General features: G+C 27.8%; 21 protein-coding genes and 1 other annotated feature. Of the genes, 18 read left to right on the plus strand and 3 right to left on the minus strand.

The genetic code is table 11. The features are described 5' to 3' along the window. Nucleotides 1-8 precede the first annotated feature (8 nt). From ispF to CKV72_RS00440, 3 genes are all read left to right on the plus strand, one after another. A complete protein-coding gene (gene ispF / locus CKV72_RS00430) occupies nt 9-491 on the plus strand; it encodes a 2-C-methyl-D-erythritol 2,4-cyclodiphosphate synthase (protein WP_095177173.1) in 483 nt (160 codons plus the stop codon). Nucleotides 492-610: 119 nt separating this feature from the next. Then, the gene (locus CKV72_RS00435) at nt 611-994 is read left to right on the plus strand and encodes a RidA family protein (protein WP_095177174.1); all 384 of its coding nucleotides are present in this window, start codon (nt 611-613) and stop codon (nt 992-994) included. 221 nt (nt 995-1,215) lie between these two features. Next, nucleotides 1,216-2,691, plus strand: coding sequence for an N-acetylglucosaminidase (locus CKV72_RS00440; RefSeq protein ID WP_095177175.1), 1,476 nt, complete (start codon nt 1,216-1,218; stop codon nt 2,689-2,691). A gap of 45 nt (nt 2,692-2,736) precedes the next feature. Here the strand turns inward: CKV72_RS00440 and CKV72_RS00445 are convergent, their stop codons facing one another. The 3 genes from CKV72_RS00445 to trkA all read right to left on the minus strand — a co-directional run bounded on the left by CKV72_RS00445 (nt 2,737) and on the right by trkA (nt 6,033). Beyond that, a complete protein-coding gene (locus CKV72_RS00445) occupies nt 2,737-2,973 on the minus strand; it encodes a metal-binding protein (RefSeq protein WP_089867779.1) in 237 nt (78 codons plus the stop codon). A gap of 248 nt (nt 2,974-3,221) precedes the next feature. Beyond that, nucleotides 3,222-4,676 carry a TrkH family potassium uptake protein gene (locus tag CKV72_RS00450; protein WP_089866765.1) on the minus strand — a complete coding sequence of 485 codons (1,455 nt, stop codon included), beginning with the start codon at nt 4,674-4,676 and terminating at the stop codon, nt 3,222-3,224. Further along, complete coding sequence (gene trkA / locus CKV72_RS00455; RefSeq protein ID WP_169712375.1) at nt 4,627-6,033, minus strand: Trk system potassium transporter TrkA; 1,407 nt, start codon at nt 6,031-6,033, stop codon at nt 4,627-4,629. Before trkA ends, CKV72_RS00450 begins: the two co-directional genes overlap by 50 nt. Before the next feature lie 177 nt (nt 6,034-6,210). On the opposite strand from trkA, the gene CKV72_RS00460 reads away from it, so the two are divergent. The 15 genes from CKV72_RS00460 (at nt 6,211) to CKV72_RS00530 (ending at nt 20,922) form a co-directional block, all read left to right on the plus strand. After that, on the plus strand, nt 6,211-6,786 hold the full coding sequence (locus tag CKV72_RS00460; protein ID WP_089866759.1) for a nucleoside recognition domain-containing protein: 576 nt from the start codon (nt 6,211-6,213) through the stop codon (nt 6,784-6,786). A gap of 42 nt (nt 6,787-6,828) precedes the next feature. Then, nucleotides 6,829-7,308 (plus strand): spore maturation protein, encoded by a 480-nt coding sequence (locus tag CKV72_RS00465; protein WP_089866756.1) that lies wholly within the window; start codon nt 6,829-6,831, stop codon nt 7,306-7,308. Nucleotides 7,309-7,377: 69 nt separating this feature from the next. After that, a complete protein-coding gene (locus CKV72_RS00470; protein ID WP_089866753.1) occupies nt 7,378-8,103 on the plus strand; it encodes an ABC transporter ATP-binding protein in 726 nt (241 codons plus the stop codon). Then, nucleotides 8,096-9,754: a putative ABC transporter permease subunit gene (locus CKV72_RS00475; protein ID WP_089866750.1), complete on the plus strand. Its 1,659-nt coding sequence runs from the start codon at nt 8,096-8,098 to the stop codon at nt 9,752-9,754. The genes CKV72_RS00470 and CKV72_RS00475 overlap by 8 nt, the downstream gene beginning before the upstream one ends. A gap of 37 nt (nt 9,755-9,791) precedes the next feature. Further along, complete coding sequence (locus CKV72_RS00480; RefSeq protein WP_095177176.1) at nt 9,792-10,358, plus strand: uracil-DNA glycosylase; 567 nt, start codon at nt 9,792-9,794, stop codon at nt 10,356-10,358. A 79-nt stretch (nt 10,359-10,437) separates the two neighbouring features. Next, nucleotides 10,438-10,682 (plus strand) — a binding site (T-box leader). 66 nt (nt 10,683-10,748) lie between these two features. Continuing rightward, a complete protein-coding gene (gene metG, locus CKV72_RS00485; protein ID WP_095177177.1) occupies nt 10,749-12,677 on the plus strand; it encodes a methionine--tRNA ligase in 1,929 nt (642 codons plus the stop codon). Nucleotides 12,678-12,832: 155 nt separating this feature from the next. Beyond that, nucleotides 12,833-13,600 (plus strand): TatD family hydrolase, encoded by a 768-nt coding sequence (locus tag CKV72_RS00490; protein WP_089866743.1) that lies wholly within the window; start codon nt 12,833-12,835, stop codon nt 13,598-13,600. A 238-nt stretch (nt 13,601-13,838) separates the two neighbouring features. Further along, nucleotides 13,839-14,879 carry a 3D domain-containing protein gene (locus tag CKV72_RS00495; protein ID WP_168944165.1) on the plus strand — a complete coding sequence of 347 codons (1,041 nt, stop codon included), beginning with the start codon at nt 13,839-13,841 and terminating at the stop codon, nt 14,877-14,879. A 70-nt stretch (nt 14,880-14,949) separates the two neighbouring features. Next, a complete protein-coding gene (gene rnmV, locus CKV72_RS00500; protein WP_095177178.1) occupies nt 14,950-15,507 on the plus strand; it encodes a ribonuclease M5 in 558 nt (185 codons plus the stop codon). Next, nucleotides 15,494-16,333 (plus strand): 16S rRNA (adenine(1518)-N(6)/adenine(1519)-N(6))-dimethyltransferase RsmA, encoded by an 840-nt coding sequence (gene rsmA / locus CKV72_RS00505; RefSeq protein WP_089866736.1) that lies wholly within the window; start codon nt 15,494-15,496, stop codon nt 16,331-16,333. Before rnmV ends, rsmA begins: the two co-directional genes overlap by 14 nt. 82 nt (nt 16,334-16,415) lie before the next feature. Next, nucleotides 16,416-17,645: a DUF7922 domain-containing protein gene (locus CKV72_RS00510; protein ID WP_095177179.1), complete on the plus strand. Its 1,230-nt coding sequence runs from the start codon at nt 16,416-16,418 to the stop codon at nt 17,643-17,645. 114 nt (nt 17,646-17,759) lie between these two features. Beyond that, a complete protein-coding gene (locus tag CKV72_RS00515) occupies nt 17,760-18,350 on the plus strand; it encodes a PsbP-related protein (RefSeq protein ID WP_089866732.1) in 591 nt (196 codons plus the stop codon). Between the two features lie 87 nt (nt 18,351-18,437). Then, entirely contained in the window at nt 18,438-19,187 is a 750-nt protein-coding gene (locus tag CKV72_RS00520; RefSeq protein ID WP_095177180.1) for a prolipoprotein diacylglyceryl transferase, read from the plus strand. Between the two features lie 30 nt (nt 19,188-19,217). Further along, complete coding sequence (locus CKV72_RS00525; protein ID WP_089866725.1) at nt 19,218-20,057, plus strand: YhfM domain-containing protein; 840 nt, start codon at nt 19,218-19,220, stop codon at nt 20,055-20,057. Nucleotides 20,058-20,079: 22 nt separating this feature from the next. Next, a complete protein-coding gene (locus CKV72_RS00530) occupies nt 20,080-20,922 on the plus strand; it encodes an Mrp/NBP35 family ATP-binding protein (protein WP_095177181.1) in 843 nt (280 codons plus the stop codon). Nucleotides 20,923-20,973 lie beyond the last annotated feature (51 nt).

A 20,973-nucleotide genomic window follows, 5' to 3' on the forward strand; every position in this document is an offset into this window, starting at 1 on the left:
GGTATTATATGAGAATAGGAATAGGATATGATGTACATAAACTGGTAAATGGAAGGGATTTAATAATAGGAGGAGTAAAAATACCTTTTGAGAAAGGATTATTAGGACATTCAGATGCAGATGTCTTATGTCATGCTATAGGAGATAGTATATTAGGAGCGGCAGCTCTGGGGGATATAGGTAGACATTTTCCTGATACAGATAATAGATATAAAGATTATAACAGTTTAAAATTATTAGAAGATATAAAGTTAATGATAAAGGAAAAAGGATACCATATAGTAAACATAGATAGTACCATAATAGCACAACGACCTAAAATGTTACCATATATAAATAATATGAAAGAAAATATAAGTAAAGTTTTAGATATTTCAATAGAAGATATAAATATTAAAGCCACAACAGAAGAGGGACTTTCATTTACAGGAGAAGAATTGGGAATCAAAGCTGAAAGTATATGTTTATTAAATAAAAATATAAAGTTTTAATCTAAAAAAGGATTTTATGACAATATATAGAATAATCAAAATAGACACATAAAACTAGACATATAAAAATAGTTATAAGAACTATATGATTATATAATTGTTTAGGAGGTATTAATAATATGAAAAAAGTAATAAATACAGAGTTAGCACCAAAGGCTATAGGTCCTTACTCACAAGGTATAATGGTGGGGGATTTAGCATTTTTATCAGGACAAATACCAGTAGATCCTGCTACAGGAGAACTTGCTACAGGAGATGAACCAGTTGTAGCTCAAGCTCATCAGTCTTTAAAAAATATTAAAAGTATTTTAGAATCACAAGGTATGTCTTTTGATAATGTAATAAAGACCACAGTGTTCATTGACAACATGGATGATTTTGCTAAAGTAAATGAAGTATATGCACAATATTTTAAAGAACCATATCCAGCAAGATCTTGTGTAGAAGTTGCAAAATTACCTAAAGGGGCATTAGTAGAAATAGAAGTTATAGCTAAAAAATAAACCTTATAAATATAATTTAATAAAATAACAAAATTATAAAATAGCGGTTGTAAAGTATTATAATTATGAATTTATTTTACAATCGCTATAATTATTTATGCTTGTTTTAAAATTACTTAATATCTAAATATAATTCAAATGTTTTATTTTCCCATAGAAAAATTTTATAATAGATTATATAATTATATTTATAAGTATATTTTGGTAAGGGGGTATTTTATATGAAACTGAGAAAAGTTATTATAGCATCGCTTATATTTTCCATGTGTTTAAGTAATAAGGTGTTAGCTAACAACAAATTTGAAAATAGAGCAAATATTTCATCAGATAAGGTTTGGACAGTAAAATTTAATTTTGGATTAAATAAAAATACAATAAATGATAAAAATGTATATGTAACAGATACAAATGGTAAAAAGGTTAATGTTAACATTACTCCAGGCAAAGAAGAAAATACAATAGAAATAGTTCCGGTAACTGGTGGGTATGTACCTGCTAAAACATATGTTTTGAACTTGGAAACGGGGGTTGAATCCATAGGAGGAAAGAATTTAAAAGAACCTTTAAAAATGCAATTTACTATAGAAGGCAAATATAAAGATGAATCAGACTACATAAATTTACCTAAGGTAACAAATGTTAAAATGGAAAAACAACCCATATTGCCAGGTGAGACACAGACATTTTATTTAAGTTCAACAGGTGCAAGTCATGTAGAATATAGAATATTTATAAGTAGATATACATATAATGTGGACAAGTTTGAAGATTTTCAAGAAGTTACTAATGGTTATATAGCTAGTAATAAAATAACATTAAATAAAACTTTTGAATCAAGCAATGAAGGAGAAAAGTATAAGGTAATTATATATGTAAAAAGAGCTGGACAAAAGGGATTGTATAAAGATGAGCTTACAGACTTTGATAATTACTATGTAGATTATTTTAGATGTGTAGATAGTAAAGATGTTTCAAATATAACTAGTATAAATTATGATAAAACAATTGATGAAGTTCTTGACAAACAATCAATTCCTAGCGTATCTGTAACAGATGAGGGACCTTCAGGCTGGGTTGGAGCTAGCAGAAATCAAATAAAATATTATTTAAATCCTGAAAATTTTATGGATGAGTATGGTAAATACATGTTTTTAAAATTAAGTTATGTAGATGATAGTATTACTGCAGAAGATATAAATGGAATTTTAAAGGGAAAAGGCATATTAGAAGATAAAGGACAAGCTTTTTTAGAGGCAGGGAAAACTCATAATATAAATCCAGTTTACCTAGCTTCACATGCATTGCTAGAGACAGGAAATGGTACTTCTAAATTAGCTAATGGAATTGAAGTAACGGGTGCTGATGGTAAGAAAAAAGTTTATAATATGTTTGGAATAAAGGCATTTGACCAAGATCCAAATAAGTATGGTTCAGAATTTGCGTATGAACAAAAATGGTTTACTCCAGAAGATGCTATAATAGGAGGAGCTAAATATATAGCAGAAAAGTATGTAAATAACACTCAAAGTCCAAGGGAAACTTTGTATGAAATGAGATGGAACCCATACACTCCAGGTTCATATCAATATGCTACAGATATAGGATGGGCATATAAACAAGTTAAAAATATAAAAGATTTAATGGACAAGTGTAAGAATCCAACTTTGGTATTTAAAAAACCAGTATATAAAAAATAGCCTATATATTTAAATTACCGTGCATTTTCAATGCACGGTTTATCTTTAATTTAAGTTAAATTTATCTAAGGATTCATCCTCTACAAAGGGTGCATAAAATTGAAAGATTTTTTCATGACCGCATTTAGAACATATACAGTTGCATATATCATGAGGAATACCTTCAACTATATCTATATCTAAATAATCAGCAAAAAAATGACCACCACAAACCTCGCAAGGAGTTTGGCTTATTATTTTATATTCGCTTTCTATATATTTCATTATATCTGTTATTATCATGCCATTCCTCCGAATTAATAGAATTTATAATTACATTAATTATGGTATCACTAATGAAATATAAATGCAATATAGGCATACCTAATATAAAAATTTTGCGTCATAAAATTTTTATAGAGGACAATTGACAGAGGACAGAGGACAATGAAGGATGATTTTCTTCCTTACGTCAGAAAATCATCCTTCATTGTCCTATGTCAATTGTCCTCTGTCCTCTGTTAAAAAAATTACATCGTAATTTTTTTATATTATGAATCAAAGTTATTTTTAAAAGTTGTAGGTACAAATAGTGCCATAATTGTAAAAAGCTCTAGTCTACCTAATAGCATTAATAAGGATAGAAATAATTTGCTTAGGGCACTAAAATTACTATATGTGCAAGTGGGACCTACAAATCCAAATCCAGGGCCTACATTTCCAAGCATAGAAGCTGTGGCGCTTGCAGCACTTTCAAAATTTATACCTTCTAATGAAATTAAAATTGTACCTAATGCAAATATCGCTATATACAATATAAAAAAGCTACTTATGCTTGCAACTACGTCATTTGGTATTGCTCTTTCTCGATTTTTTATTGGTACTACTGCTCTCGGATGAAAAATTTTACGAAATTCTCTTCTAACCAATTTGGCTAATACTAAAAGCCTTATATTCTTAATTCCACCACTAGTTGAGCCTGCACATCCTCCTACGAACATAAGCAGGAAAAGAATAGACTTACTAAAGGTTGGCCATTCATCAAAATTTACTGTTGAATAGCCAGTGGTAGTGATAATTGAACTTACTTGAAAGAGTGAATCTCTAAATGATAATCCTATATTATGATATATTTTAGAATTTATATTTAATGCAATTAATGTTACAGATGATAATACGATTCCTAGATAAAGTTTTAATTCTTCATTCTTAAAAATATCTTTCCATTTTCTATTAAAAAGGGCATAGTATAATGAAAAACTAACTCCAGATAATAACATAAAAATTGATATAATAATATGAATATATGTACTATTAAATGCGCCTATACTTGAGTTTTTAGTAGAAAACCCTCCAGTACCTACTGTAGCGAAAGTATGTACTGTAGATTCATATAAAGACATACCACCAATTCTGAGAAACACTATTTCTAATACAGTAATTGAGATATAGGTAATGTATAAAATTTTTGCTGTGTTTTTAATACGTGGTACAATTCTTTCGGCAGTAGGACCAGGGCTTTCTGCTTTAAATATTTGAAATCCTCCAACACCTATGGTAGGAAGCAATGCTACAGTAAATACAAGAATTCCCATACCACCAATCCAGTGTGTAAAGGATCGCCAAAATAATATCCCTTTGGGAAGAATTTCTACATTATCAATAAGTGTAGCGCCAGTAGTGGTTAAGCCAGAAACTGTTTCAAAAAATGAATCTATCCAGGAAGGTATGCTTCCAGAAATTATAAAAGGTAAAGAACCAAAAAGAGAGCATAAAATCCATCCTAAAGCAACAATAGCAAGTCCTTCTTTTGTTTTAATAGATTTTTTATATACAGTTTTTTTAGATAAAATAATGCCTGTAATTCCTATTAAAATAATACTAATAATAAAGGAATTTATATCGTATTCATTATAATATAAAGATACTAGTAAAGAAGGTATCATTAATATAGCTTCAACTTCTAATATGTTTCCTAGTACTTTTATTATTATTCCATAGTTCACTAAGTATACCTCCTTTATGCGGCTTAATAAACGTTTGTAATGATGGTAAATCTGATGTTAAGCAAAAAACAATTATTCGATCATTTGGATAAATAATAGAATTTCCATTTGGAATAATTACATCATCTTTATGTACGATTGCTCCAATTATAATACCTTTTGGTAAATTTAATTGAGCTAAAGGTTTATTAACAATAGAAGTATTTTCACTTGCTATGATTTCAGTAACTTCCCCCTGACCATCTAAAAGGAGGGATACTGATACGACTTTACCGCCCCGTATGTATTTTAAAATATTACTAGCTGTAATATTTACAGGGTTTAATGCCACATCTAGACCAAGTTTATCTATGATATGAACGTAACTAGGCCTGCTTATTTTTGCTATAGTTTTGCTCACACCTGATTGCTTAGCCATTAATGCCATTAAAAGATTTTGTTCATCATATCCTGTTACTCCAATAAAAGCATCCATAGAAGATAAGTTTTCTTCTTCTAAAAGATTCATATCTGTTCCGTCTCCATGAATAATTAAAACGTTATTAAGCTTTTCAGATAAATATTCACATCTTTTTTTATCTTGTTCAATTATTATTACATTTATATTATATGAAGTTAATCTCTGAGCTAAATAATATCCTATCTTTCCACCACCTAGAATCATTGCATTTTTAACATGTTTTTTATTTATATTTACATCAAGTTTATTATTTAACTTTTCAATATTTTTACTTTTACCGATTATATGAATTACATCGTTTTCAATTAATCGAATTGATCCATAAGGAATAATGATAGTTCCGTTTCTAGATATTGCGGTAATTAATAGCCCATCAAGATCATCAATATCTTCAATTTTTTTACCTACAAAATTAGACATAGTTCCTATGTTAAAATCAACCATTGAAACTTTGCCACTAGCAAAATCTCCTGAGTAAAAACTATAGTTTTTTAATAAATATTTTTCTATTGAATTTGCAGTTGCTAATTCTGGATTAATAATGTGGTCAATTCCCATTTCAACTTTAACAAAATCTAACTGTTTCATATACTCTGGATTTCTAATTCTTGCTATGGTCTTTTTACAACCAACTTTTTTTGCAAGTGCACAAATAATTGTATTGGTTTCATCACTATTTGTTGCAGCAACAAGTAAATCATAAGTTTCAATATTTAATTTTTTAAGTACATCTATTTCTATGCCATTTGCTGTAACAGTTAAAACATCTAGATGATCATTTATTCGTTCTAGAACCTTGGGATTTGAGTCTAATAGTGTTACGTCAATATCTTCATTTAACATAGATTCTGCTAGTTTATATCCTAATTTTCCTATACCTACTATTATTACTTTCATTTTTATCATCTCCTGACTTAAATGGAATCATTATATCTTAAATTCAGTTAATTTTCAATACATTATATAAGGTTATTATATTTATCCAAATTATATTATAAGTTATATTATTTATACATATCAAATAATATATGGATATGGGGGTTAATAATTATATTTATAAGAAGGGGATATGACATGGTAAATTATATATGGTTTTCTATATTAGTCATAGGTATAGTGATTGGAATTGTAACAGGTAGAGGAGAAATTATATCTAATGCAATAATAGCTTCTACAACTTCTTCTGTAGAGTTAATAATAAAACTTTTAGGTATTATGAGTTTATGGTGTGGAATTATGAAAATAGCTGAAAAAAGTGGACTAACAGATAAACTTGCTAAGATTTTAAAACCTATATTAAGACTAATACTTAAAGAAGCAGGAAAAGATGACAAAACATTGGGACCTATAGTTATGAATATAACAGCAAATATGATGGGGCTTTCAAATGCAGCTACTCCTTTTGGCATAAAAGCTATGGAAAATATGCAAAAAATAAATCCACATGAAGATACTGCAAGTGATGATATGGCTATATTTCTTGTCTTAAATGCAGCGTGTATACAAATAATTCCTACAACAATAATATCTATAAGAGCTGCGGCAGGTTCCAATAGTCCAGCAGATATAATATTGCCCTCCATTTTGACTACAGGGATGGCGGGTATTGTAGGAATTATAAGTTGTAAGATATTACAAAAATACTTTTAGGTAGGTGATATTTTGTCGAATATAATAATTCCTATTATCATAATGAGTATAGTTATATATGGAATGACAAAAGGTGTAAGGGTATATGAATGCTTTATAGAAGGGGCTCGTGAGGGTATGAGAATATGTATAAATATATTTCCATACATGCTTGCCATGCTTTTAGCTATAGGAATATTAAGAGAATCTACAGCATTGGATTATATTATAGACTTTGTAAATCCAATTGTTAAATATATAGGATTACCAGGAGAAGTATTACCTTTAGTTTTTATGAAGCCTTTATCGGGAAGTGGTGCTTTAGGAATATATACAGATATAATTACAAACTATGGAGCAGATAGTTATATAGGAAAAGTTGCTTCAGTAATAATGGGTTCTACAGAAACTATATTTTATACATTAACAGTTTACTTTGGAGCAGTTGGAATTAAAAAAATAAGACATACATTATGGGCTGCTATAATAGCAGATATATCCGCGGTAATTTTTTCCGTAATAATTTTAAGTTTATTATCATAAAAACACTTTAAATAGAAAATATACTGTTATAGAATATATATAAAAATATATATTAAGGAGATTAAAATAATGATACATTTAAAAAATGTTAGCAAATCCTACAATGGAACTACTAAAGCTGTAGATAATATTAGCTTAGGTATAGAAAAAGGTGAAATATTTGGATTTTTAGGACCTAATGGAGCAGGAAAGACTACTACAATAAAAATGATTACTGGAATATTAAATGCAGATGAAGGTGAAATAAAAATAAATGGTGTAGATATAAAAAAAGATCCATTAAAAGCCAAAATGCAATTTGGATTTGTACCAGATAATCCAGATATGTTTTTGAGATTAAAGGGCATAGAATATTTAAATTTTATAGCGGATATATATAAGGTTTCCCAAGAAAAAAGAGAAGAAAAAATAAAAGAGTTATCATCAAGATTTAATATGGAAAATGCTTTAAATGATAGAATACAAAGTTATTCTCATGGTATGCGTCAAAAAATAATAATTATGGGAGTTTTAGTGCATGATCCAGAGGTGTGGATACTAGATGAACCTATGACGGGATTAGATCCTAAATCATCATATATATTAAAAGAAATGATGAAGGAACATGTTAGAAGTGGTAAGACTGTGTTTTTTTCAACTCATGTATTAGAGGTAGCAGAGAAGTTATGTGATAGATTGGCTATAATCAGTAATGGTAAAGTATTATTATGTGGCAAACTTAATGAAATAAAGGAAAAGTTTAAAGAAGATGAATCCTTAGAAAAAATATTTTTAGAGGTAACTGAAAATGAGTAGGTTTATATCTCTTACAAAGGTTTTTATAAAGACCAATTTAGGTATATATAACAAAGAAGATAAAAAGAAAGCCATTGTATTAGTAATACTATTAGCTTTAGGATTTATGCCTCTTTTAAAGAGTTTATCTGCTTCAACTTCAAATATTTATGATATATTAAAACAAATAAATGAAGAAAGCATAATTTTATATATGGGTATAGCAGCTACTTCTCTAGCTATATTTATATTTGCTATATTTCATGTAATGAATACATTTTATTTTTCTATGGACATAGAAAATTTAATTCCACTGCCATTGCGTTCCTATGAAATAATAGGAAGTAAATTAATACTTATAATTATATATGAATATATAACAGAAATAATATTTTTATTACCTGTACTAATACAATATGGTATAAAGATAAATGCGGGATTAGTTTATTATATATATGGAGCTATAATATTTTTAATAAATCCAATAGTTCCTACAATTTTATGCACTATATTAATAATGGTAATTATGAGGTTTTCTAATTTAGGAAAAAATAAAGATAGATTTAAGATGATAAGTGGAGTTGTTGCCTTATCTATAGGTATAGGAATCAACCTATTTATACAAAGTATTACTTCTAGAAATCAAAGCAAAGATCAAATTGAAAATATGATAATGACAATTAAGGGTAAATATGTAGGAGTTTTATCTAAAATTTTTCCTACCACTAAATCAGGGGTGTATAGTTTAATAGAACATAATAATTTTAAAGGATTTATTTATATATGTTTGTTTTTAATAATAACTTTATTATTTTTAGTTGCATTTATATATATAGGAGAAAAGCTGTATTTAAAAGGAGTTGTTGGAATTTCAGAAACTACTTCTACAAGAAAAGCTATAGAAGATGCAGATTTACATAGATATACTAAAAAGAGAAGTGTTATTACATCTTATGTGTTAAAAGAAATAAAAGTTCTTTTAAGGACACCTATATATTTTATGAATTGCATATTGATGAATTTTTTATGGCCAGTATTTTTTATAGCACCTATAGCTATGCAAGGAGAATTAAGTGAGATAATACAGGAAGTTAATGCTATATTACAAGATATTGACGGTATCAAATTTGTAGTTATTATAGCTTTTTCAGTTGTATTATTTATAACAGCTACAAATGGCATAGCTGCATCATCTATATCAAGAGAAGGACAAAATTTATACTTTAACAAATTTGTACCATTAGATGCAAAGAACATGTTTATGGCTAAAATATTAACAGCAGTTATAATAGAGTTTGTGAGTATATTCTTTATTTTATTAACAATAAGTTTGATAATTAAAGTACCATTAATTGTCATTATAAGTATAGTTATTATAACTATACCGGCTATGTTTTTTTCATCTTTAATGGGTTTGATTATAGATTTATATTATCCTAAATTAAATTGGGATAATGAACAAAAGGCAGTAAAACAAAATTTTAATATAATAGGCAATATGGCATTAAATACAATATTAGCCGTGATAACAGCTACTTTATTTATAAAACTAAATTTGAATTTAATAACTACAATATTACTTATTATTGCAATATATACTTTAATAAATATACTTATGTATATTTTTCTAAAAAACAAAGGAGTAGCTATATTTAATAATATTGAAAATTAGTTTTAAACTGTCAAGTATTTGTTTGGAGTGAAGAATTGTGTTAGGTTGGAGAGAATTATATAATAATTGTTTGAATTGTAATAAATGTGATTTATGTAAAAATAGAACTTATATGGTTTTTGGTGAAGGAAATCCTAGAGCAGATATAATGTTTATTGGTGAAGCACCAGGAGGAGACGAGGATAAAACAGGCAGACCTTTTATAGGTAGAGCAGGACAGTTTCTTACAAAAATATTATTGAGTTTGGACTTAAAAAGAGAAAGAGATTATTATATATGTAATATTTGTAAATGTAGGCCTGAGAATAATAGGAATCCTAAAGAAGATGAAATTGAATCTTGTATACCATATTTAAGAAATCAATTTGCATTAATACAGCCTAAAATAATAGTATGTCTAGGAGCTATAGCAACTAACCGTATTATAAGTGATCAATGGAGGATAACTAGAGATAGAGGAAAGTGGATAAAAAGAAAAGGATGCCTTATTACAGCTACTTTTCATCCAGCAGCAGTACTAAGAGATGAAGGAAAAAAACAATATATAATAAAAGATTTACAAGAAGTAAAAAGGGCATATGAAAGTTTGAAAAAAGTTAACTGATTAAAATTTTAAAATATAAAGTATAAAATTAGTTGACTTTGTAAAGTATATATATTATCATTATTTTGAGATATGGCATTGAAATGCAATGAAAGGAAGAGTAGTAAGCCTAAGGTATTTAAAAGAGAGTGAGGTAAGGTGAAAGCTCACAATACTAAAAGTTTATGAACATGGACCTGGAGCATAGTATTTGAAATTAAAGTAAAGTACTACGGTGGCAACCGTTAACTTGCAAAGTGATTATATAGTCACTTATGGAGATCTTATTTGCGAAAATAAGATGTATTTAGAGTGGTAACGCGTTTTGAAGCATACGCCTCTATACAGAGAATTCTGTATAGAGGCTTTTTTGTTTAAGTTTAAATTTTATAAAATTAGGAGGAATTTAATATGAGTAAAAAAACTTTTTATATTACTACACCTATATATTATCCATCAGCTAAATTACATATAGGAAATACCTATACTACAGTTGCAGCAGATGCATTAGCTAGGTTTAAAAGATTAACTGGATATGATGTGTTATTTTTAACTGGAACAGATGAGCATGGTCAAAAAATTCAAAGAGTGGCAGAAGAAAAGGGATTGAAACCTAAAGAATACTTAGATGATATGGTTGATAGCATAAAAGAATTATGGAAGTTAATGAATATAAGTTATGATAAATTTATAAGAACTACAGATGATTATCACGTAAAAGCTGTACAAAAAATATTTAAAAAGCTATATGATCAGGGAGATATATATAAAGGAGAATATGAAGGATGGTATTGTACACCTTGCGAATCCTTCTGGAGAGAATCACAATTAGAAAATCATAATTGCCCTGACTGTGGAAGACCTGTGGAAAAGACAAAGGAAGAAGCATATTTCTTTAAGATGTCTAAATATGCGGATAAATTAATTAAATATATAGAAGAACATCCTGATTTTATACAACCAGAATCACGAAAAAATGAAATGCTAAATAACTTTTTAAGACCAGGATTACAAGATTTATGTATTTCAAGAACTTCATTTGATTGGGGTATACCTGTAAGTTTTGACAATAAACACGTTATATATGTTTGGATAGATGCTTTATCTAATTATATAACAGCATTAGGATATAATAGTGATAATCAAGAACTCTTAGAAAAATATTGGCCAGCAAATGTACATTTAGTTGGAAAAGACATATTAAGATTCCATACAATATATTGGCCTATTATGCTTATGGCATTAGGTATTGAACTACCAAAACAAGTATTTGGTCACGGATGGCTTTTAGTTGATGGCGGAAAAATGTCTAAATCAAAAGGAAATGTTGTAGACCCAGTTATTTTAGTAGATCATTTTGGTGAGGATACAGTAAGATATTATCTTTTAAGAGAAATTCCATTTGGTTCAGATGGATTATTTAATAATGAATTATTTATAAAAAAAATAAACTCAGATTTAGCAAACGACTTAGGAAATTTACTTTCAAGAACTGTGACTATGGTGCAAAAGTACTTTGATGGTGTAATGCCAGCACCTGTAGCAAAAGAAGCTATTGATGACGAACTTATAAACTTAGCTTTAGCTACTAGAGAAAAAGTTGAAAATAATATGGATAAATTAAGAATACCTGAATCTTTAGATGAAATTTGGACACTTATAGGAAGAGCTAATAAATATATAGATGAAACAACCCCATGGATACTTGCTAAAGATGAAAATAAGAAAGATAGATTAGGTACAGTGTTATATAATTTATCAGAAACTTTAAGAATTATTTCAGTTCTTATATCAGCATTTTTACCAAAAACAAGTGAAAAAATAAATGAACAGTTAAATGTGAACTTGACTACTTGGGATAGTATAGCTTCTTTTGATGGAACTAAGGCTGGTACAAAGGTTGTAAAGGGAGATGCATTATTCCCAAGAATAGATGTAGAAGCTAAAATTGAAGAGCTAAACAATTTAAAGAAGGAAGAAGAACCAAAAAGAGAAATTAAGCCTATAAAAGAAGAAATAACTATAGATGATTTTGATAAAATTGACTTAAGAGTAGTAAAGGTAATTTCTTGTGAACCTGTAAAAGGTGCAAAAAAACTTTTAAAATTAAAAGTTGATTTAGGTGGAGAAGAAAGACAGGTAATTTCAGGAATTGCTCAATATTATAAACCAGAAGAATTAGTAGGAAAATCTGTAATTTTAGTTGCAAATTTAAAACCTGTAAAATTAAGAGGAGAATTATCTCAAGGAATGATATTAGCAGCTGCTACAGATGATGACAGTAAATTATTCACAGTGACTATTCCAGGAGAATTACCAACAGGAAGTCAAGTTAACTAGTTATTCTAAATAGCTTATAAGCATCTGCTTATAAGCTTATTTTGTTGACAGAAATATATTTTTAATATAATATGAATAAAAAAATAATAAAGTGGTAATATTATGTAATAAAATCTCTTTTACCATAGTATACAATGTTTGGAAGGAGAATAAAAATGAATATATTTGATTCACATGCTCATTATGATGATGATTCATTTAACGAAGATAGAGCAAAAGTATTACAAGAATTAAAAGATAATAATATTATTGGGGTTTTAAATTGTGGATCTTCTTTTAAGGGAGCTATAGATTCAGTAAATTTAGCTGAAAATTATGATTTCTTCTATGCTGCTGTTGGCATTCATCCTGAATATGCAGATACAGTAGATGATGATATGTTAAATGAGATAAAAAATATGACTTCTTATCCTAAGGTAAAAGCCATTGGGGAAATAGGGTTGGATTATTATTATGAGGATAACCCCTCTAGGGAGGTTCAAAAGGAAGTATTTATAAAACAAATGGAATTAGCGAAAGAATTAAATTTGCCTGTAGTAATTCATAACAGAGATGCTCATAAAGATACCTTAGATATAATAAAGATGTTCCCAGAAGTAAAGGGAGTAATTCATTGTTTTTCTGGGAGTGTAGAATTTGCAAGGGAATGCTTAAAATTGGGGTACTATATAGGATTTACAGGTGTTGTAACTTTTAAGAATGCTAGGAAAACTTTAGAGGTTGCAAAGGATGTCCCTATAGATAGAATACTAGTGGAAACGGATTGCCCATATATGGCACCGGAGCCCCATAGAGGAAAACGTAATAGATCAGAGTATATAGAACAAATTATTAAAAAAATAGCTCAAATTAAAGAAATATCAGAAGAGGAACTTAATAATCAACTAATATTAAATACAAAACAGTTGCTTAATATAAAATAATAATATAAAATATACGTAGTATTTTTTATGATATAAACATATAATTAATTAAATAAGGAACATATAATAAATAGTATCCACCTAAAACCCAAAAATATTAAATTTTGCAATTATAAATTATTTATAATTTTATGCATATAAATGCATTTTATATTAAAAATCATATTTAAATTTGACAAAATCAAAAATGACATTTATAATTGACGAATGTTTATTGGTTTTGCCAAGGGAGGTTTTTTTGGTGGAAGAATGTAAGAAATCTATCAACAAATATTTTTCAAATGAAAATAGAGCAGTTATTATTACAACATTTGTATTAATAATTATAGCAGCATTAGTATTTAGCGCAAAAAAAACTCTTTATGTAAATGTTGATGGAAAAGAAAAAAAGATAATTACATTTAAATCTGATATTAAAGATGTATTGTCTACGAATGGTATACAGGTGGGAGCTAAAGATAAGGTTACACCTAAAATTGACAACAAAGTAAATAATGGCGATAAAATATATATAAAAAGAGCAGTTGATGTTCAATTAGAGGTAGATGGTAAAAAATTGTCAATAAAATCTGCAGAAGATAATGTTGATAAAATGTTAAAAGCAGAGGGTATAAACATTAAAAATGAGGATAAAATTTTACCTTCTAAGACAGAAAAACTAAAAGATGGACTTAAAGTGGCTATTGTTAGAGTAGATTCAAAAGTATTAAAAGAGGTAAAATCAATTAATTTTTCAACAGTCACAAAGCAAGATATCAATATGAAACAAGGCGAAAATAAAACTATCCAGGAAGGTAAACCTGGTGAAAAAGTTATAACAACAAAGGTAATTTATGAAAATGGCAAAGAGATTGCTAGAAAAGTTATAAGTGAAGTGGTTACTAAAAAACCAGTGGAAAAAATTATAGCTATGGGTAATACATCATCATATATTCCTTCAAGGGGAGGAAATTTCCAATACTCAAATGCTATAAAAATGAAAGCTACTGCTTATACTGCAGATTATCAATCCACAGGTAAAAATCCAGGGGATCCAGGTTATGGTATAACAGCTACTGGAACAGTAGCAAGAAGATCTCAAGGAGGATATAGTACCATAGCAGTAGACCCAAGAGTAATTCCTCTAGGAACAAAAGTATATGTAGAAGGTTATGGATATGCTATTGCAGAAGATACAGGAGGAGCTATAAAAGGTAATAGAATAGATGTATTTGTTCCTACTAATAGCGAAGCATATCAATGGGGAGTTAGATGGGTAAATTTATATATATTAAAGTAGACAAGTAAAAGGAGCCTATGGCTCCTATTTTTCTATTTATACATAAAAAAGTTTAGGAGATGATTTTATAATGATTAAAGAAGTTATAGTAGTGGAAGGCAGAGACGATATAACTGCAGTTAAAAGAGCTGTAGATGCAGAGGTTATTGCTGTAGGAGGATTTGGTATAAATGCAAAGGTTATAAATAGAATAAAGGAAGCACAAAAAAGGCAAGGGGTAATAATATTTACAGATCCAGATTTTGCAGGCGAAAAAATAAGAAAAATTATAGCTAAAAGAGTCCAAGGAGTAAGGCATGCTTATATATCTAAAGGAGAGGGATATAAAGATGGAGACATCGGTGTGGAGAATGCATCACCTGATGCTATAATAAGTGCTTTGAATTCTGCAAAGTGTAACGTTAAAATAAAAAGAGAAGAATTTTCAATACAAGATATGATTACGTATGGATTAAGTGGAATGAAAGATTCTAAAGAGAGAAGAGATAAACTTGCTAAAATTTTAAGAATAGGATATTGTAATGCTTCTCAATTTTTAACTAGGCTAAATAATTATGGTATAACAAGAGAAGAATTTTTAAATGGAATAAGAAAAATAGATGAGGAGAATAGTTATGAAAAAAAATAATACTAAAGATATTGTTAATAAATATAACTTTAGTTTTACTAAGAGTTTAGGACAAAATTTTCTTATAGATGATGGGGTTATAAGAGATATTGTAGAAGGAGCAGATGTAGAAAAAGAAGATGTAATTGTAGAAATAGGACCAGGTTCAGGGGCATTAACAAGAGAATTACTGAATGTAGCTAAAGAAGTTATAGCTATAGAAGTAGATTCAAAATTAATACCTATTTTAAAAGAAGAATTAAAAGAATATGATAATTTAACTCTTATTAATGAAGATATATTAAAAATTAATTTAGATGAAATAGTATTAGAAAAAGAAAATTTAAAATTAGTTGCTAACCTTCCATACTATGCAACTACTCCTATTATAGCCAAGATATTAAAACAAGGATTAAATTTTAAATCGTTAACAGTAATGATACAAAAAGAAGTTGGAGAGAGAATGTCGGCTAAACCTAAAGATAAAGAATATGGTTCATTATCTTTATTGGTTCAATATTATTGTAATATAAATGTTATAAGAAAAGTTTCACCATCTAGTTTTATACCTAGACCAAAGGTAGATTCAATAATAATAAGATTAGATAAATTACAACAACCTAGAGTAAGTGTAAAAGACGAAGAATTATTTTTTAAAATAATAAGGACAGCTTTTAATATGAGAAGAAAAACTATGTGGAATGTTATAAAAAGTTTAAGTAATTTAGATAAAGAGATAATTGAAAGAGTTTTTAAACTTTCTAATATAGATCCTAAAAGAAGGGGAGAAACCTTGTCTGTGGAGGAATTTGCACTTCTATCTGATAGCTTGCATGAATTAATATAAAAAAAATTATTTTTAAGTTCTTGTTCACTTTTTGTATTAATACTCATATATTATAATGAATAAATATATGGGGGTACATCAATTGGCACAAAAAAAGAATTATAGTAGATATTTTATAATATTGCAGGAAGACGAAAAAGGGTATGCTTTGGCCTCTGACAAATTGCCTACCGGTTATGTTAAGCTAGAATTAAAAAATGACAAGTGTAAAGTTTCTTATTATGTACAGAATCTTAAAAAAGAAGATGCTCCTTATTACATGGTATTAGTTTTAGGTAAAAAAGGAACTAATAAATTAATAAGAATAGGAGAGCTGAACATAGATGATTACGGTAGAGCAGACGTATCCTATGAATACGGTAGTAATAATATAGCAAATACGCAATTATCTATAGATAATATATCAGGGGCAGTGGTAGCAAAAATATTAGATAAAAACATAATACCTGTTTTAAGTGGATTTTTAACAACAGATAATCTTAAGTGGAGAGAATTTGAATTATTAGAGGCTAGAGTCAATAAAGGTGAAACTAAACCAGAAGAAAAAAAGGAAATTAAACAAATTAATGAACCAGAAAAAGAAATAAATGTATTTGATAAGTATGAAAAACAAATTGAAGATACTAAAGAAAAGAATATTAAAAAACAAAATACTAAAAATAAATCACAAGAAAAAGAAACAGAGATATTTGAAGAAGTTGAAAAAGAGAATACAAAAGTAGAGGATAATAAAAAAGAAATAAAAACAGGGGATGAGCCAAGAAAAGATTATTCACAAGAAGTAATTGAAAAAACATGCGAAAATGCAAAAGAAGAAAGTAAAGAATTAGATAATGAAGGAAATAAAATCTTTGTAGCAGATACACGTAGTAATTGTGATGAGTATCCTATAGGAGAAACAGGGACATTTTTTAGAGGTATAGCTGAAGGTTTTAGGGATATATCTGATACAATAGTAGATATAAAGAGATGTAAGTGGTATAGAGTACCAGTAAATAGTATAATGGACATGTATTATATAGGGGACTACAATAAATATACTACATTTTATTATCCTATGATTAATTATTATAGATATATTGAACCATATAATCACTTCATAGTTGGATATAAATTTAATAATGAAGGAAAAATGAAATATTTAATATATGGTATACCAGGCACTAAAAAATTAAAGCATCAACCATTTAGAGGAAAAACAGGTTTTGTAACTTGGGTTCCATCTAAATCTAAAGAAAATGAAGTTAATGGATATTGGCTAATGTTTTATGACTTCAAAAATTCTACTATATTAATTCCTTCAAAAAAATAGGTGTGCACTGCATACCTATTTTTTAATATTATTTAACCTTCTATCATATATTTAAATATTAGAATTTTTAGGAGGTGAGTACCCTTTTGAATGAATAAATTTAAAAGGGTTTAAATGAAAATCATAGTTTTAGATAGGAAAAAGACTAAAGTATTTATAATTATATTGCTTTTAATGACAAGTATGTTTGTTTTTCAAAGAGTAATAAATAATAGCATGAAAATGACCTCTTTAATGCAAAGTAATATAAAAAAGTTGAAGAATTATAAAGCTTTAAATGGTGAAATAGAATATGGACTGCCAGAGCAGTGGATAGCTGAAGAAAAGAAATTTGAAGGCAGTGAGATCGTTTATCATAATGAATTTGAATCAAGAGATTTAAAGGTCCATGGTTTTATGCAGGTTTGGGATATAGGATATAATATAAAGGAATTTTTACAAAACAGTAAGAGTATATCGGAAAAACAAAATAAAATATCTGATTATGTTATGAAAAATATAAAGATAAATAATAAACCTGCTTATTGCATTAGTTATATTATAAAAAATAATCAGGATAGACTATTTAAATGTTATGAGTATTTTTTAAATAAAGACGATAAAATTATAAGATTTTCATTTTTCGTACAGGAAGATAAGTTTAAGGAAAACATGCCAACCATTTTTAAAAATATAGTTGAAACTTTAAAATATAATAAAAAATAAATATAATTATTTTATCTATAAATAATATGTTAAAACATATATGGTATAATATTTAGAAGGTACATTTGATGAATAGGAGGAAATACAATGAAACCAGTATTATTTGAAATATTTGGACTAAAAATATATGGTTATGGTGCTATGATTGCTTTAGGAATATTGGCAGCAGTAATATTATTAGATAAAAGATCAAAAAACATGGGATACAATGAAGATAGTATTTTTAACATGACAATTGTGGCAATTATTGGGGGAATATTAGGAGGAAAGCTGCTCTATATAATTGTAGATATAAAAAATATAATAGATAATCCTGAGATTTTAAAAGATTTAGGTAATGGCTTTGTAATATATGGGGCCATAATAGGTGGAGCTCTTTCAGTATATTTATACTGTAAGAAAAAGAACTGGAATGTCCTAGAAATGCTTGATTTAGTAGTACCATCAGTAGCATTGGCTCAAGGTTTTGGAAGAATAGGGTGTTTTTTAGCAGGATGTTGTTATGGTAAACCTACGAAGTTACCAATAGGTATTACATTTACAAATTCACCCTTTGCTCCATCAAATATCCATCTTCATCCTACTCAAATTTATTCATCTATATTTGATTTTTTGTTAGCGTTTTTCTTGCTTTGGTATAGTAAAAAGGACAAAAAACCGGGAAGAGTATTTTCATTATATGTGATTTTATATGGTGTAGGTAGAATTATAGTTGAGTTTTTTAGAGGAGATCCAAGGGGGAATGTATTTATTTTATCTACCTCTCAATTTATAAGTTTATTTACTATTATTATAGGAGTATTTATATTTAATGTAGATAAATTTAAAAAAGAATAATAAATTTAAATAGATCTGGAGGAAAAAGTATTGTTTAGATTTCATAAACATAAGAAAAAAAATTATTTTATTCTTTTTATAGTTTTTAGTATAGTTTTTTCTGGTTGTTCTACTTTGGATAAACTAAAATTATCTTTTAATATGAAAAATAATGATTTTGAATATATAAAAGAAAACAAAATAAACAAAATTATAATACAAAATACTAGGGATCCAGGATATAGATTTATAGTTACAGATAAAAGAGCTATAAAGGATTTGTATGACATACTTTCTAAAGCTAAAGAAGTTGATGAGAAATCAGAATTGAAACCAGATTACATATTTGAAATGCATGAGTCACATGATAAGATTCATAAATTTCAGTATATCGTAGGATTAGATAAAAAAAATGGTGGAAATTTATATGGAGATGGAAAAGTATACATAGTATCTAAAAGAATAGATAATGATATAATAAAAAGTTTTTGGGATGTAAGAATTCCTAAAGACTTTACAAATATATATTACGACTCTATATTAGAAATTCTTGATAATTATTTAAAAGATAATGGAGAAACTAGTAAAACTATAGGAATAAATTTAGAAGATGACATCGAAGTTAAAAAGTTTATTTTATCTAAGGATTTAGAAGAATTTAAAAATAGACTAAAGAAATATAAAGGAGTATACTTAGTAGAAGAGGATGATTCTAAATATGACGTAGTAATGACTTTAAAAACTCAAGGCTATAGAAGATTATTATATAAGTCCAGTGCTACATTTCATGATAGAATAGATAAAAATGACAAGAAGTATTATCTTAAAGCAGAATATGAAAATAGAGCATGGCATGTAGAGTGTTCTAATAAAAAGCCTGAGAAGTTTTAATGGAAACTAAGGAGGAATTTTTATGAGTAATTGTGATAGTTGTCCAAGTAAAGGTAAATGTGATAGTAATGAAGCATCATGTTCTAAAATAGTACCTAAATACGGTAATATAAAACACATAATTGGTGTTATAAGTGGTAAAGGTGGAGTAGGTAAATCTACAGTTACAGGAATTCTTGCTACAAAGCTAAAAAAAGCAGGATATAAAGTTGGGGTATTAGATGCAGATATAACAGGACCATCAATGCCTAGATTTTTTGGAATAAATGAAGAAAGAGCATATGCTTTAGAAGGAAGAACTGGAGAAGAAATTAAATTTTTACCAGTAGAAACATCATCAGGTATAAAGGTTATGTCTCTTAATCTATTAACTGAACATGAAGAAGAACCAGTTATATGGAGAGGTCCAGTTATTACAGGAGTACTTACTCAAATGTATACAGATACAGAATGGGGAGAACTTGATTATCTTCTTATAGATATGCCACCAGGAACAGGAGACGTAGCACTTACAATCATGCAAAGTATACCTGTAGAAGGAATGGTAGTTGTTTCAACAGCTCAAGATATGGTTTCTATGATAGTTAAAAAAGTAATTATAATGGCAAAAAAAATGAATATAAATGTTTTAGGTGTAGTAGAAAATATGTCTTATGTAAGATGTAGTTGTGGAGAAAAAATAAATTTATTTAGTAGAAAAACTGCTGAAGAACAAGCTAAATATTTAGAAGTACCTTTAATAGCAGAACTTCCTGTAAATTTAGACTTAACAGAAAGTATGGAGAAAGGTAATGTGGAAGATTATATTACAGCCTGTGCAGAATATGAGGAGCTATTAGAAGGATTTATGAATCAGATAAAATAACAAGCAAAAAGTTGGTAAATAATATTTGCCAACTTTTTATTTATCTAAATA

This window comes from Clostridium cochlearium (genome assembly GCF_900187165.1).
GTDB lineage: Bacteria > Bacillota > Clostridia > Clostridiales > Clostridiaceae > Clostridium_G > Clostridium_G cochlearium.

Coding starts and splice junctions, on each gene's coding strand:
- ispF (WP_095177173.1), top strand. CDS start 9: ATGAGAATAGGAATAGGATATGATGTACATAAACTGGTAAATGGAAGG.
- CKV72_RS00445 (WP_089867779.1), bottom strand. CDS start 2,973: ATGATAATAACAGATATAATGAAATATATAGAAAGCGAATATAAAATA.
- CKV72_RS00460 (WP_089866759.1), top strand. CDS start 6,211: ATGGTAAATTATATATGGTTTTCTATATTAGTCATAGGTATAGTGATT.
- rnmV (WP_095177178.1), top strand. CDS start 14,950: ATGATTAAAGAAGTTATAGTAGTGGAAGGCAGAGACGATATAACTGCA.
- CKV72_RS00530 (WP_095177181.1), top strand. CDS start 20,080: ATGAGTAATTGTGATAGTTGTCCAAGTAAAGGTAAATGTGATAGTAAT.
- CKV72_RS00440 (WP_095177175.1), top strand. CDS start 1,216: ATGAAACTGAGAAAAGTTATTATAGCATCGCTTATATTTTCCATGTGT.
- CKV72_RS00520 (WP_095177180.1), top strand. CDS start 18,438: ATGAAACCAGTATTATTTGAAATATTTGGACTAAAAATATATGGTTAT.
- rsmA (WP_089866736.1), top strand. CDS start 15,494: ATGAAAAAAAATAATACTAAAGATATTGTTAATAAATATAACTTTAGT.
- CKV72_RS00435 (WP_095177174.1), top strand. CDS start 611: ATGAAAAAAGTAATAAATACAGAGTTAGCACCAAAGGCTATAGGTCCT.
- trkA (WP_169712375.1), bottom strand. CDS start 6,033: ATGAAAGTAATAATAGTAGGTATAGGAAAATTAGGATATAAACTAGCA.
- CKV72_RS00515 (WP_089866732.1), top strand. CDS start 17,760: ATGAAAATCATAGTTTTAGATAGGAAAAAGACTAAAGTATTTATAATT.
- CKV72_RS00470 (WP_089866753.1), top strand. CDS start 7,378: ATGATACATTTAAAAAATGTTAGCAAATCCTACAATGGAACTACTAAA.
- CKV72_RS00465 (WP_089866756.1), top strand. CDS start 6,829: ATGAGTATAGTTATATATGGAATGACAAAAGGTGTAAGGGTATATGAA.
- metG (WP_095177177.1), top strand. CDS start 10,749: ATGAGTAAAAAAACTTTTTATATTACTACACCTATATATTATCCATCA.
- CKV72_RS00475 (WP_089866750.1), top strand. CDS start 8,096: ATGAGTAGGTTTATATCTCTTACAAAGGTTTTTATAAAGACCAATTTA.
- CKV72_RS00490 (WP_089866743.1), top strand. CDS start 12,833: ATGAATATATTTGATTCACATGCTCATTATGATGATGATTCATTTAAC.